Origin of the sequence: Paludisphaera soli (genome assembly GCF_011064595.1) — a bacterium.
Taxonomy (GTDB): Bacteria; Planctomycetota; Planctomycetia; order Isosphaerales; family Isosphaeraceae; genus Paludisphaera; species Paludisphaera soli.
Window position 1 is genome coordinate 148,532 of the sequence record NZ_JAALJI010000005.1, and the last position, 13,611, is coordinate 162,142.

A 13,611-nucleotide genomic window follows, 5' to 3' on the forward strand; every position below is an offset into this window, starting at 1 on the left:
GGGGGGGGTCCGGCTCGGCCCGCCTCAGCCGGCCTCCGGCACCAGCTCGCCGAACACCGCCGGCGGCGCCTCGAGGCCGGTCGACGCGGCGCGGGACGAGCGCTTGAGCCGCATGAAGGGCCGCTCGACGAGCCGCCAGCTCGCGACGGCGAAGGCGAGCGTGATCCCCCAGGCCAGCAGGTACAGCGTCGCGACGTTCAGCGTCGGCCCCAGGGCCCGCACGAGCAGCTGCTGGATCGGGAAGGCGTACAGATAGAGCCCGTACGAGAAGTCGCCATGCCGGGCGAAGTCCGGGAGCCGGCCGACGGGCGTGTACGCCGCGTAGAGCAGCAGGTACGCGCCGAGCGTCGGGGTCAGCAGCGGCAGGAGCTTCCAGGAGGGGGCGGCGACGCCGAAGATCAGGAGGGCGGCGACGGCGGCCAGGGCCCAGCGGCGGGACAGCTCGATCCGGTCGCGATACAGGTAGGCGACGGCCCCGCCGAGGAAGGCGCTCATCACGCGAGGCCAGAAGTCCGGATAGGAGTAAAGCCAGCTCAATCGGCTGCCCGGCACTTTCCAGCCGAGGAAGATCTGGCCGGCGTGGACCCCCAGGCAGACCAGCCAGGCCGCGACCACGAGCCGGCGACGCCCCAGGATCCCGAGCAGCCCGAACGCCGCGACGGTCAGGTAGCACAGGAACTCGTAGCGGATCGACCAGAGCGACCCGTTGACGGTCACCCCGCCGGGCGGCAGGGCCATTTCCAGGTTCAGGCCCGAGGCGATCAGCCGGACCGGCGAGAACTCCCGCCAGTACCGCGCGGGGTCGTCGGCCAGCCGCGGCGCCGCCAGGAAGCCGCAGAACAGGATCGCGGCCAGAAAGCCCGGGTAGATCCGCAGCCCGCGGCGGAGCAGATAGTCGCCCGCCCCCCGCGAGGAGGACCAGCTCCGGGTGATGAGGAAGCCGCTCAGGATGAAGAACGCCTCGACGGCCAGCTCGCCCCCCGTCTTCTGGCCACCGGTCGCGACCCAGAACGGCTCCTGGCGATTGCTCGTCCGGAGCAGGAGCGGGTACGAATGGGAGAAGATCACGAGGGAGGCCAGCGAGAAGCGCAGGAAGTCGATGTTGTTCGCCCGGCCCAGCGACGCGGTTTCCAGACGGCCCATCAGGTGCAGACTCCGAACCCACAGATCTCGGCGCGCGGGACGCCGTGGCTCCGGGCGAGATCGGCCGACATCGGCGACGGCGGGGCGACACCACGCCCTCGCGCACGGAACACGGGCGATTATCAACGCCCGCCCCGGGGATCGCGGCGACGTTTCCAAACATCAACGTTCAACGTCGAACATGATTTTCAAACGCCTCAGGCCCGGCCATCAAAGGGGGATACAAAGCCTTCTTTGCGCAACCCGCCGGCTAAAATTATCTTAATCAATCCTTAACTAAAGTCGGCATCGAGGTTTGAAGAGCGACCGGAGCCGGCAACGCCTCGGGGCTCCGGGACCTGTCCGTGAAAACTTCGGTCCACGGGCCGATCGATTCCTTGCATTTGCGCAACGCTTCGATAGGCTGATTCCAGGACAATTCCAAACCGATTCTCGCCAGGAGAAGCGCCCGTGCGACAGCGACAACGTCCGCTCGTGTTGGCCTCGTGCGCGGCCTCGACGGCCGCCGCCCTCGTGGTGCTGGGCCTGATCGTCGCGCCGGGCGACGGGACCGCCCAGGAGGTCCCGCCCCCCCCCGAGTCCCAGCCGGGGGCCGCGCTGGCGCCGATGCTGGGCGGCCGGCTGCCGACGCCGGACCTCCCCGTGACGATCACCTGGGATTCGCGGTTCAAGCCCGTCGAGACCAAGGCGGCGGTGGTCGGCCCCTACGTCGTCATCGAGGGGGACATGATCGTCGGCACGACCGACGACGTCAGCAACGCCCTGCTCAACGAGGCGATCTCCGCCGCGCAGGAGTTCGAGAAGAGCCCGGACAAGGACGCCGGGCTGCCGCCGGAGCTTCGCGAGTCGGTCGCCCGGATCTCGCGGCAGCTCGCCCAGCAGCCCAAGCAGCAGACCCGCCTGGCCGCGCCGACCGAGGGCCGGGCCGAGGCCCAGCGGCTCCTCCAGGCCGTCCGGCGGTTCAAGGCCGCCCAGCGCGTGCTCCGCTCCGACGCGTCGGCCCCCGCCGCCGGGGTGATGACCAAGGGGGCGGATGAGGCCCTGGACCAGTTCGTCGCCGCGGCCCGCGCGATGGAGCCCGGCGACGAGCCCGCCCCCCCCGAGGAAGACCCCGCGCGGCCCGTCGCCCAGGCCCTGGCGCTGCTCGACACCCGGTTCTACTGGCCCGACGGCGTCGTCCCGTACTTCATCGACCGCAGCTACGAGCCGTTCCGCGCCCGGTTCGAGGCCGCCACGCGGCTCTGGATGGACCAGACCGACGCCGTCAAGTTCCGGCCGTTCCAGCCGGGGGACCGCAACTACCTGTACGTCAAGCTCGTCGGCGGCGACGCCGGCTCGTCGAACGTGGGGATGGTCCCCGGCGGACAGTGGCTCAACCTGCTGCACCCGGACCGCTTCCCGGAGCCGCACATCTCGCACGAGTTGGGGCACGCCCTGGGGCTGTTCCACGAGCAGTCGCGGCCCGATCGGGGATCGCACCTGGCGCTCATCGAGCGGAACATCCAGCCGGGATGGATCTCCCAGTTCACCACGCCGGTCCAGGAGTTCACCACGCTGGGGACCGGGTTCGACTACTTCTCGATCATGCTGTACGACTCGCGGGCCGGGAGCGTGAACCCCAACGCCGTCGACGGCTCCTTCCGGCCGACCTTCCCGGTCTACTCCATCCCGAAGGCCTGGCAGGACTTCTACCGGACCAAGTTCAACTTCAACCTGACGACCGACGTGATCGGGCTGGGGAACGTCAAGAAGCCGAGCCGGTACGACGTCGCCGCCGTGAACCGGATGTACGGCCCGGCGGCCAAGGCGGCGGCCGCCGCCGCGCCGGCCTCGCTCGCGCCGGCGGCCCCGATCGCGCCGGGCGGCGACCCGCCGCCGCCGGAGCCCCCCTTCCCGTCGACGCCGGCCTCGGTCGGCTTCGCCCCGATGCTCGACGCCCCGGCCGCCGCGCTCGCCTCGGCCCCGAGCTACGCCGCCCCGAGCCTCGCTGCGCCCCCGGCCGTCACGGTCGTCCCCGGCGGCGTCGCGACGAGCGGGTCGATCACCGTCACCGTGACGATCCCGTATCCCCAGGGCGCGGCGCCGGCCGGCGGAGCCCCCGCCCCCGACTCTGGCGCGGTCGACGCCACGGAGGGCCTCGGAGGCGGCGAAGCCGCGCCCCCCGTCGGCGGCGATGAGTTCAGCGGCCCCGCGCCCCCGCCCGGATCCGAGCCGCCCGCCCGAGCCTCGTCCCCGGCCTCCGCGCCGACCTCGGACCCCCGGCCCGCCGCGCCGGCGGCCCCGAAGTCCTGAACCGCGACCCGGGCCCGAAACGCGACGAGGCGTCGGGGGGCTCATCCTCCCCCGACGCCTCGCTTGCCTGGACGATCGCCCGGTTCAGCCCGGGTGAACGCGCTTCTTCGCCGCCTGCTCGGGGGCCTTCTCCGTCGTCGGTTCGGCTTCGGGTGCCTTCTTCGTCGTCGGTTCGGCTTCGGGTGCCTGCTCGGGAAGTTCGGGCATCGCCGGGGCGGCCTCGGTGGGCGGCGGGGAAGGGCCGCTGAAGTCTTCCTGCTCCCCCCCGGCCGTCTCATCCTGCTTGACGCCCTTGACGACCTGCCCCCCCTTGTTGATGATCTCCACTCGCCCCCCGGGCGGGATCTCGATGGTCACGACGGTCCCTCCCGCGACCGCCGGGGGCCTGGTCCCGACCGCCGGCCGGTCTTGCGGCTGATCGCCGAAACCGCCGCCGCCGTTGCCCCCGCCGCCGCCCACGCTCCGGATGACCTGGCCGACGATCCGCTGGAGGATCTCGCGCTCGGCCGTCGTCGGCGCGACGCCGCTGGCGTTGACGAACGCCTTCACGGCCATCTCGAACAGGGCCTGCTTGTCCAGCCCCTGGCCGAACTGCTTGAGCACCTGGAAGATGTGCGAGCCGAAGAGCTGGCCGTTGAACAGCGGGGCCCCCGCCGCCACGGGCAGGATCGGGGCCATCTCGCTGTAGCCGTCCAGGAACGACGGCCGGGCCGGCTCCGGCGCGGCCGCCGCGCCGTAATAGCCGTAGTTGGCGGCGGGAGCGGCAGCGGTGGCCGGCGCCGCCGCCGGGGCCGCCATATACCCATAGTAAGGCGAATAGTACGTCGGCCGGGTCGTCGGCGCGAGCATCACCCCCGAGGCGGATTGCAGCAGCCCGGGGGCCGCTCCGCCCGGAGGCGGCGGCGGGCCGCCGAGACCGTCCGCCGACCCGGGCACGCCGATCGGGCCGGGAGTGGGCGCGGGCGTGGGGACCGGCGCGGGCATCACGTTGTAGCCGTATCCGTACCCATAACCATATCCGCCGCATGCGGTGCAATGGACGTGGCCGTGACGGCAGTTGGCCTCCGCGTCCCCCGCCAGCGTGAGCACCAGCCCCAGCGCGGCCGGGACCGGGAGGAGGGCCGACTTGCTTCTCATTGGTGCATCTCCGAAGAAGTTCTCAATCCAGGCGACGCCCGACCCGCAGTTCCGGCCGATGCCGAACAAATTAACCAGGCTCTCTATATTAACGCATCAAAAGGACGGACGCCGACCGCGAAATCAAAAAAAGAAGGCGTGAGGAGGAGGCTTCCGCCCCTCCCCACGCCTTGTTCGGATCCGTCCTCGGCCGGGACCGGGGCCGTGGGCCTCGATCAGCGCTGGGGCGCCGCCTGCGCGGAGGGCGCGGCCGGGGCGTAATTCGGCGTCGGCGGAGCCGGGGCGTAGTTGGGGGCGACGGGGACGCTGGGGGCCGCCGCCGGCGGGGCGCTATAGTAGGCCGGGGCCGCCGGGGCGTACATCGGCGCGGCGTAGGCCGGGGCGGCCGGGGCCGCGTAGTACGCGGGGGCGTAGTAGGCCGGCGCCTGGTACGCCGGCGCCTGATACACCGGCGCGGGGGCCAGCATCATCGGGGCCAGGGCCGGGGCGGCCACCGGGGGGGGGGTCGGCGCGGGGGCCGCCGGGGGGCGGCCGTGGGTGACGGTCTTGATCGTCGTCTTGCTGTAGTACGTGTGGAAGATTCCGCCCGCGAAACAAGGGGTCGGAACGACGGCCGACGCGACCAGGGGCAGGGCGAGCGCGAGACAGATCCGGCTCAACATGGCGCACCTCCACGAGCAAGGCCGCGAAGAGCGACGGTCCCTCTCCCCTCCCTGGGGAGGCCCTTGTCGCGGCGGGAATACCGTCCAAACTCTAGCCGACGCCCGGCTCTCGGCGCGAAACTCGGCCGAGAACGGAGTTCCCGGAGATCCGGTTTTCCGCGTCGCACCGAAACCCCGGTTTTCCGCGATCCTCCGGTTCGCCGAAAGTTTGCGGCCGATTTGGACGATTTCCTCCCTGGAGATGGATGCGACGTCCGCGATCGGCGTGGGACGCTCCCGCAGGAGCTTTGCCGGGGAAATCGACATGTTGCGAGGCCGTTCGCCGGGCCGGTCGGCCCCCGGGTTGTCGCTGACGCTCGCCGCCTGGCTCTTGGGAGCGGCGGCCTCGGGCCGGGCCCAGGACGCCGCGCCCAGCCCGCCCGCCTTCGCCCCCGCCGTGCGGCCGAGCCCCGGCGACCTGTCGGCCCCGGCCCCGGCCCGACTGGCTGTCGCGCCGGAGGTCTCGACGCCGACGATCCCGCGCCCCCGGCGCGTCGCCGAGGCTCCGGTCGCAGCGACGGCTCCGGCCGGGGCGTTCCGGGCCGACGCCGGCGACGACCAGATCGGCCTCGTCGGCCGGCGGATCACCCTGAACGGGGGCCGCAGCGCCCCCCGGGACGAGCTGGCCTATCGCTGGATCCCCCTGGGGGGCCCGAAGATGGAGGAGCCCGCCCAGGAGGAGCACTACTACTCGTTCGTGCCGACGGCCGCCGGGACCTACCGCTTCGGCCTGGTCGTCGCCGCCCTGGACGGGGGCGAGGTGCGGATCTCCGAGCCGGACGAGGTCGTCGTCATGGTCGGCGAGATGCCCTCGACCGTCGGGGTGGGGGGGCCGGGGATCGCCACGGCCGCCATCGACCAGATGCTCCAGGGGCCGGGCGCCGCCGCCGGACGGTCGACGCTGGAGCAGTCCGCGGGCGTCTTCGACGCGATCGCCGCGCGGGCCTCGCTGTACACGAACTTCGAGGAGCTGGCCGCCGAGATGACGCGGAGGCTGGACGGGGTCGTCCCCGCCGACCCGAGCTGGCGGCAGTACTGGTCCCAGGGGATCTTCGCCCCGCTGACCCAGCACCTCACCTCCGAGATGCTCGCCGCCGGGCTCGACCTGCGGGCCCCCCAGGGCCGCACGCAGCCCCTGGCCCAGGCCCAGCAGGAGCGGCTGGAGCGGCTCTTCTCCGCCTACGCACGGGAGTTCCGGTCCAAGGCGCTGGCGCGTTGATCGGGCCGGGCCGGATCGAGTCGGATCGAGGATCGGGACGCATAAGGGAGTCATTGGTCATGGACGGACGGAAGCGAAGGATCCTCGGGGGCGCCTGCGTGGGACTGGCGACGCAGCTGGCGGCGCCCGGCTCGTGCCCGGGGCAGGCCGCCCCGCCGCCGTCGTCGGCCCCGGTCCGGGCCTCGGCCTCGTCCCCCTCGCCGCGACGGGTCGACCCGGACGTGGAGCGGTCGCACTTCCACGAGGGTCGGCCGTCGCCCCAGCAGCAGGCGCCCGCGCCGCCGATCCCCTCCAAGCCGCAGCCGTCTTACGGGCCCCCGGAGGCCCCGCCCTCCTACCCGAACTACGCCCCGCCGGCGCCGCCCCCGCCGCAGCAGCCGCCCCAGGGCTACGCGCCGCCGTACCCGGGCTACGCGCCGCCGCAGTACGCCCCGCAGCAGTACATGATGGTCCCCGTGGCGCCCCCGACGGCCGCGGCGCCCCCCGCGAACTTCTTCCTGCCGGGCGCGGCGCCCGCGGCCCCGGCCTACGGGCCGCCCGCGGCCCCGGCCCCGATGCAGCCCGCCTACGCGATGCCGATGGCCCCGGCGTACGCCATGCCGATGGCCCCGGCCCCGCCGCCCCAGCCGGCGGCCTTCGGGGCGGGCGCGGCGCTGGGCGGGTCGTCGGTGTCGGTGCCCACGTCCAGCTCCAAGACCACGGTGGAGATCCGGGGCCCGGGGATGCTCTCGGCGGCCCTCGCCCGCGTCGGCGAGCGGATGGTGCAGCTCGGCCGGACGCGGGTCCGCACGGTGCAGGAGACGGTGCTCCAGACGCCGCAGTCGCAGCCGATGGGGGGGACAGCCACCATCGCGACGGCCGGCCTCACCCCCATCCAGCCCCAGGCCGCGCCGCCCCAGCCTCCTCAGCAGAGCGCGCCCCCGCAGAACGCCCCGCCGGACTCGCCCGCGCCGTCGCCCCAGGGGACGCACGGGCACTCGAAGTCCTCGGCGATCCACCGCCTCTTCGGCCACGAGTGACCGCGAGGCGGCGGCGCCCTCGTCGCGTCGTCAGGCCGGGCTGCCGACCGCGGCGGCCTCGACCGGCCGCGAGGCCGGGGCGAGCCCGAGCGGCACGCCGGTCTGCTGCCGCCGCTTCCCCTTCGGCGCGGGCTTCATCTCGCCCGGCCCGGGGGGGGCGACGTAGGCGGCGTCGGCCGGGGCGTCTTCCAGGCCCCCGCCGCCGCAGCCCGTCACGACCAGGGCGAGGGCCGCAGCCATCGCCAGGGCCGTCATCCGCCTGGTCGCATCCGTCGTCGTCATCGTCATCGCGATCGACTCCTCTTCCTGTCTCGCCGTGTGCCAAGGTCGGGATGTGCCGCGACCGGCGCGGGGCTCCGGCCCGCCTCGCGCCCGCGCCGGCCTCGCGGCGATCAATAGGCGTCGGAGCTGATCACCTCGCCGCCGTTGCGCGTGCCGAGGGCCCACCACGTCTGGGGCGCGATCGAGTCCTTGATGAACTTCACCGAGCCGTCGGCGAGGGCCACGTTGACGCCGCCGGAGTGGTTGCTGGTGGCCGTGACGATGCCGTTGACGCCGCCGTTGTCCGGGCCGTCGCCGTTGCCCGTCGAGTCGACGCAGGTCATGCCGTTGGGCGTGTTGAAGTGGGTGTAGGCGTTGTTGCCCACGTTCCAGGGGTAGCCGAAGGTCCAGTACTGCCCGGTGTTGGCCGAGCTGATGGAGTTCGTCGTCGCCGGCGCGGACTTGCAGGCGTTGAGGAAGGCCAGGGCCTCGTTGGTCGCCGTGGCAGACGGCAGGTTGAAGCCGGCGTGGGCGACCTTGAAGTACCCGCGCTTGCCGTTGTTCCCCCCCGGGGTGACGACGGGGTTGCCGGACAGGCCGAGCAGCTTCTCGCTGATCAAGGCCGTGTTCGAGGTGCCGTCGCTGATCGACTGGAATCCGAAGTACGCCAGGTTCTGGCCCGGCCATCCCCAGGACAGGGGGTTGGTGGTGTAGTTCGGGACGATCGTCCCGGTCCAGGCCTCGATCACGCCGGGGCCGCCCATGTTGCCGTGATAGCTCAGCGGCGCCCAGGGCGAGCCGGGCCGCTGCGCCTGGTTCTCCGACGGGCAGAGCAGGCTCCCCACCGCCGTGTAGCCGACCGTGGAGTTCTGGGGCTGGTCGGACTGGATGTTGAAATTGAACGCGTTGGAGAGCGTCTGCTGCTCCAGGTTGGGGGCGATGGCGATCGGCCAGCCCGCGCACCAGCCCCAGCCGGGGTCGCCCGGCGTGAGGGTGTAGGCGGGGCCGAGGAACGTCACCATGGCCGGCAGCGCGTTGTTGGCGTCGTGATAGTTGTGGATCGCCAGCGCGAGCTGCTTCAGGTTGTTGACGCACTGGGATCGGCGGGCGGCCTCGCGCGCCGCCTGCACGGCCGGCAGCAGCAGGGCGATGAGGACCGCGATGATCGCGATGACGACGAGCAGCTCGATGAGCGTGAAAGCTTGCCTTCGCTTCATTCCGTGGATCTCCGGCATGAGAGGTCGTCAACCTTGGGAGAGGTTGGCGGAGAGAGATGATCGGACCTTGATGGAAAGCATAGGCCCGATGCGGCCCCCCTCTCCATGTGATCTTGGGGCGATCTCCTAAGAAATTGGGTCTTTTGGGGCGCGCCCTCGATCGGGACGACGCTACGGTCTAGCATGGGTGGCTCGCCGGGCCTTCCCCCACCGAGGGGATGAGGCCGGGCGTCGTCGTGCGCGAGCCCTCGTCCCGGCTTCCCCTTGCCGCCGGGTCGGGGTCGAAATCTCCGGGGAGGAGCCCTCCATGACGGGTCCCGAGCGACGGCCGGGGCCGCCCCACGTGGCGGTCCTGGTCGAGACGTCGATGGCCTACGGCCGCGAGATGCTCCACGGGGTGGCGGAGTACCTCCGCGAGAACGAGCCCTGGACGATCTTCTTCGAGCACCGCTCGCTGCAGGACCCGGCGCCGCCGTGGCTGGCCTCGTGGCGGGGCGACGGGATCATCACGCGGCTCTCTCCGCAGCTCTCCGAGGCCGTGCTCAAGACGGGCGTCCCCACGGTGGACGTGGACGACCAGGCCCCTAGGTCCCACCTTCCGAACGTCCAGAGCGACCACGAGGCCATCGGCGCGATGGCGCTGGAGCACCTGAAGGAGCGGGGGTTCGAGCGGTTCGCGTTCGTCGGCCACCCCCGCTTCGAGTGGTCCAACCGCCGCCGCGACGGCTTCTTCGCCGCGGCCCGCGCGGCGGGCTTCGCGTGCGAGGAGTACCGGTCCGCGAGCCCCGTCACCTGGGGCCACCAGCAGGCCTCGTGGGAGTCGGAGACGGACGGCCTGGCGCGGTGGCTCTCGGGGCGGGCCCGGCCGCTGGGCGTGATGGCCTGCAACGACTTCGTCGGGGTGCAGACGCTCGACGCCTGCCGCCGCGCCGGCCTCGCCGTGCCCGACGACGCGGCGGTGGTGGGGGTGGACAACGACGTCCTGGCCTGCGAGCTGGCCCACCCGCCGCTCTCCAGCGTCATCCCCGGCTGCCGACGGATCGGCTACGAGGCCGCCGCCCTCCTGGACGCGCTGATGCGGCGCGGGGGGCCCTCGCGCGAGCGGGCCGACGTGCCCCCGATCGGCGTCGCCGTCCGTCGCTCGACCGACGTGTCGCAGGCGATCGGCGACCCCCTGGTGGCCCGGGCCCTCCGGTTCATCCGCGAGCACGCCCGGGACAACCTCCGCGTGGAAGACGTGTCGGCCCACGTCGACGCGTCCCGCAGCGTGCTCCAGCGACGGTTCCGGCAGGCCCTGGACCGGACCGTCCACGAGACGATCGCCGAGAGCCGGGTGCAGCTCGCCAAACGGCTCCTGGTCGAGACCGACCTGCCGCTGCCGGACGTGGCGAGCCGGTCCGGCTTCTCGCACGCGGAATACCTGAGCGTCGCCTTCCGACGCGCCGTGGGCTCGACCCCCGGGGCGTACCGCCGCGAGAACCGCAAGCCTCCCGCGCCGCCGGTCGGGTCCGCGCCCGGGCCTCGCCCGGCCGAACCAGGCTGACCGCCGCGTTGCGACGGCTCACGCAGGTCGGGAGCCCCCGACGTACCGGGTCAGGGCGGCCTCCTGGGCCGACGAGGGCCGCGCGCCGGACCTGGCGGAGCGGACGAGCTGCAGGGCGGTCGCGGCGTCGGCAGCCAGGCCGAGGCGCACCAGGCAGGCGGCGGCGATCGTCGCGGTGCGGCCGTGCCCCTGGGCGCAGTGGATCAGGACGCGGCGGCCTTCGGAACGCCAGCGGGCGACCCGCTCGACCGCCTCGTCGAACTGCCGGGGCGTCGGCGGCGTCGCGTCGAGGATCGAGACGCGGGCGGTGGCCAGGCCGACGCCCGGGGGGAGGCCGTCGAACTCCCAGCACAGGTTCAGGACCGCGTCGATCCCCTCGCGACGCAGCCTCGCGATCTCCCACCGGAAGGGCGGCCGGCCGACGACCAGCCCGTCCCCCAGGACGTGCCTCGCGGGCTCCCGGCCGACCGCGCCGGCGACGAGCAGGGCGAGGCTCGCGACCGCCCGGTACGGCAGCAGCAGCGGGCGCAAGGCCCCGACCCGCCCGGTGCGGTCGAGGATCCGCGCCGATCCGGAGTCGGCGGCCCGGAGGGCGTAGGCCGAGGCGAGCGTCGCGAGGCTGATCGCGAGATAGGCCTCGCCGATCGCGATCGCCCCGCGGACGGGCGATCCCGCGGCGAGGTCTCGGCCGGCGAGGACGCCGAGCCCGGCCGCCGCGAGGCCCAGCGTCAAGGGGTGGCGCATGGGGGGCTCCGGCGAGGACGACGCGACGCCGTCAGTACTTCGGCACGTACTGGTTCCGCTCCTCGTACTTGGGGCTGCGTTCCCACTGGTTGAGGACGACGCTGAAGCCCCGGGCGAGGGTGTCCTTGGCGAGGTCGGCCCAGGGGGTGTTCGGGTAGGCGGCGACGACGTCGTCGAGGAGGCGGCGGGCCTCGACGTACTTCTTGGCGGTCTCGCTCTCGGGGGCGAGCGGCTTGGAGGAATGGTCGACGACGAACGAGATCGCCAGCTCGGGCGTCGGCCGCTTGCTGGGGGCCTGGGGCGACTGCGCCAGCCGCTGCATGAGGGCCCGGTACTCGTACGCCTTGATCTGGAAGACGACCGTCTGGGCGAGCATCAGGTCGTAATGGGCCCGCCATCGCCGCTCGGGCTCGCGCTCGCGGTGCTTCTTGAGCGCCTCCAGCTTCTCCTGGACGACGAGCAGGTCGTTCAGCCGCTCGGTGGCCTTGGGGCCCTCTTCGAGGGCGGCGGAGACCTGCTCTGCGGGGTCGATGGGGAAGTCGCGACGGTAGCGGACGTCGCGGCTCTCGACGACCAGCGAGTAGAGGCTCTGGCGGAGGTCGGACTCGGCCCGGCGCTGGTTGTAGACCTCGCGCGAGGCGTACTCGGGCATGTATTCCTTGAGGACCTCGATCGTGTAGGCCTTCTCGCGCTGGCGGATCCGCATGAACTCCTCGGAGGGGAGGAGGAAGTAGATCCCGCCGGACTCCTTGGCGAGCCGGGCCAGCTCCCACGGGCCGAAGCCGGAGGGCTGCTCGTCCCACCGGCCGTAGAGGCCGTCCCACTGGAAGCACTCGACGTCGGCGGTCTCGGGGCCGCGACGGATAGCCGGGTGGTAGACGTCCTTGGTGACGGGGTCGACGTAGCGGTGGTGGGCGTAGGGGTAGCCGAAGACCGACTGCCGGCCGATGACGAAGAGGGCCGTGCGGGTCTTCCGCAGGATGGCGAGCGCCTCCTCGACGAACTCGCCGTCGTCTCCCGACTCGTCGGTGACCAGCACCAGGATCAGCCGGCGGTCCTTGCCGACGAGGCCGGAGTAGCGATCGACGGCCCCGTGGATCGCGTGCATCGTGGCCTCGTCGCCCGAGGAGTCGACGGGGATGTCCTTCATGGCCCGCCGGATCTCGTCGACGTCGAACGAGGGCTTGCCGAGGAGGACCTGCGTCTCCTTGCCGAAGGCGAGGATCGCGTGGTTGAGGGCGCCGGCGGCCTTCTTCTCCGGGTCGACGGCCCCGGCCAGCTCGGTGGTGACGCGGTCGAACTTCTCGCGGATGACGCGCTGGTCGTCGCGCATGCTGGCCGACTTGTCGAACAGCCAGACGACGGTGAGCTTGTGGTCCTGGAGGTGGCGGAGGATCTCGCGGGTGATCTGGTTCATCGCGTCGCCGATCTCCGAGACGCCGAACGTGGGGTCGCCGCCGACCCGGCCGGAGACCGCCATGTCGACCCCGAGGGCGGCGGGGACGTTGCTGAACGACGACAGGTTGCGGCCCTTCAGCCCTTCGAGCGCCAGGAAGCGGCCCTCGGCGTCGCCCCGGGCGGCGGGGCCCCGGACGGCGGGCGTGGCCGAGGCCGAGCCGGCCCCCGTCAGCACGCTGCCGATGTCCGGCCGCTCGTCGGCCGCGAGGGTCTCGGTCGCCGCGCCGGGGGCGATCTCGATCGGGTTCTCCAGGCGGTCGGCCCGCGCGTCGGTGGGGTCGTCGAGGATCGGCGCCTCCTCGATCGCGCGGTCGGCCCCGCCCAGGGCCGTGTCGAAGTCGATCGGCCGGGACTCGACCGCGCCGTGGAAGGTCGCCGCCGCCAGGGCCGTGAAGATCAGCAGGTGGACGACCAGCGAGACGCTCCAGGCCGGCAGGACGTGCTTGAGCCGGATCCGGCGCCTCCGCCTGGGCTGGAGCCTCGGCCCTCGGGGGGTCTGCGACGGCGTCGGGGCGGGCGCCGACTCGGTCGTCGGGCCGGCCGGCGCCGACTCGGTCTTCGGCGCGGGGTCGGGGCCGGGGCTGGGGAACGGCTCCTCGACGACCAAGGTCTTCTGCATGTCCGGGGGCAGGGGCGGCGGCTCGACCGTCGCCCCCCGGGCGAGGCCCGTCGGGGATACGTCGTCCGACGACGGTGCCGAGAATCGACGTTCCATCTTGCGAAGCTCCCCCGGAATCCAAGGGCCATCGACCGATCGGTCCCGCGCCGGGATCGCCGACCGGCCGCGCGCTCCCTCTCAATCGATAATTATGGAGCGCCGGCCGCCGGACCGGAACTCCCGAATCCGGGACTCGCGGAAAAATTACGATTTCGGCGG

11 protein-coding genes are annotated in these 13,611 nt (G+C 72.8%); 4 read left to right on the plus strand and 7 right to left on the minus strand.

What is annotated here, in order from left to right; genetic code table 11:
• Positions 1 to 24: 24 nt before the first annotated feature.
• Positions 25 to 1,143, minus strand: a complete 1,119-nt coding sequence (locus tag G6O68_RS08795; protein ID WP_165246720.1) for an acyltransferase family protein — start codon at positions 1,141 to 1,143, stop codon at positions 25 to 27.
• A 450-nt stretch (positions 1,144 to 1,593) separates the two neighbouring features.
• Between G6O68_RS08795 and G6O68_RS08800 the strand changes: the two genes are divergently transcribed.
• Positions 1,594 to 3,435, plus strand: a complete 1,842-nt coding sequence (locus tag G6O68_RS08800) for a M12 family metallopeptidase (RefSeq protein ID WP_165246722.1) — start codon at positions 1,594 to 1,596, stop codon at positions 3,433 to 3,435.
• Positions 3,436 to 3,519: 84 nt separating this feature from the next.
• On the opposite strand, the gene G6O68_RS08805 is transcribed toward G6O68_RS08800, so the two are convergent.
• Together G6O68_RS08805 and G6O68_RS08810 are read right to left on the minus strand one after the other, a co-directional pair.
• Complete coding sequence (locus tag G6O68_RS08805; protein ID WP_165246724.1) at positions 3,520 to 4,572, minus strand: hypothetical protein; 1,053 nt, start codon at positions 4,570 to 4,572, stop codon at positions 3,520 to 3,522.
• 215 nt (positions 4,573 to 4,787) lie between these two features.
• Complete coding sequence (locus G6O68_RS08810) at positions 4,788 to 5,234, minus strand: hypothetical protein (RefSeq protein ID WP_165246726.1); 447 nt, start codon at positions 5,232 to 5,234, stop codon at positions 4,788 to 4,790.
• 304 nt (positions 5,235 to 5,538) lie between these two features.
• Here G6O68_RS08810 and G6O68_RS08815 point away from each other — a divergent pair, with 304 nt between their 5' ends.
• Together G6O68_RS08815 and G6O68_RS08820 are read left to right on the plus strand one after the other, a co-directional pair.
• A complete protein-coding gene (locus G6O68_RS08815; RefSeq protein WP_165246728.1) occupies positions 5,539 to 6,492 on the plus strand; it encodes a hypothetical protein in 954 nt (317 codons plus the stop codon).
• A 59-nt stretch (positions 6,493 to 6,551) separates the two neighbouring features.
• A complete protein-coding gene (locus G6O68_RS08820) occupies positions 6,552 to 7,511 on the plus strand; it encodes a hypothetical protein (RefSeq protein WP_165246730.1) in 960 nt (319 codons plus the stop codon).
• Positions 7,512 to 7,541: 30 nt separating this feature from the next.
• Here the strand turns inward: G6O68_RS08820 and G6O68_RS08825 are convergent, their stop codons facing one another.
• Both G6O68_RS08825 and G6O68_RS08830 read right to left on the minus strand, forming a co-directional pair.
• Positions 7,542 to 7,799 (minus strand): hypothetical protein, encoded by a 258-nt coding sequence (locus tag G6O68_RS08825; RefSeq protein ID WP_165246732.1) that lies wholly within the window; start codon positions 7,797 to 7,799, stop codon positions 7,542 to 7,544.
• A 104-nt stretch (positions 7,800 to 7,903) separates the two neighbouring features.
• Entirely contained in the window at positions 7,904 to 8,989 is a 1,086-nt protein-coding gene (locus tag G6O68_RS08830; RefSeq protein WP_165246734.1) for a DUF1559 domain-containing protein, read from the minus strand.
• A 307-nt stretch (positions 8,990 to 9,296) separates the two neighbouring features.
• Here G6O68_RS08830 and G6O68_RS08835 point away from each other — a divergent pair, with 307 nt between their 5' ends.
• The gene (locus G6O68_RS08835) at positions 9,297 to 10,532 is read left to right on the plus strand and encodes an AraC family transcriptional regulator (RefSeq protein ID WP_165246736.1); all 1,236 of its coding nucleotides are present in this window, start codon (positions 9,297 to 9,299) and stop codon (positions 10,530 to 10,532) included.
• Between the two features lie 18 nt (positions 10,533 to 10,550).
• Here G6O68_RS08835 and G6O68_RS08840 read toward each other — a convergent pair whose 3' ends face one another.
• On the minus strand, positions 10,551 to 11,276 hold the full coding sequence (locus G6O68_RS08840; protein ID WP_165246738.1) for a protein-tyrosine phosphatase family protein: 726 nt from the start codon (positions 11,274 to 11,276) through the stop codon (positions 10,551 to 10,553).
• Between the two features lie 31 nt (positions 11,277 to 11,307).
• Entirely contained in the window at positions 11,308 to 13,449 is a 2,142-nt protein-coding gene (locus G6O68_RS08845) for a hypothetical protein (RefSeq protein ID WP_165246740.1), read from the minus strand.
• Between the last annotated feature and the right edge of the window lie 162 nt (positions 13,450 to 13,611).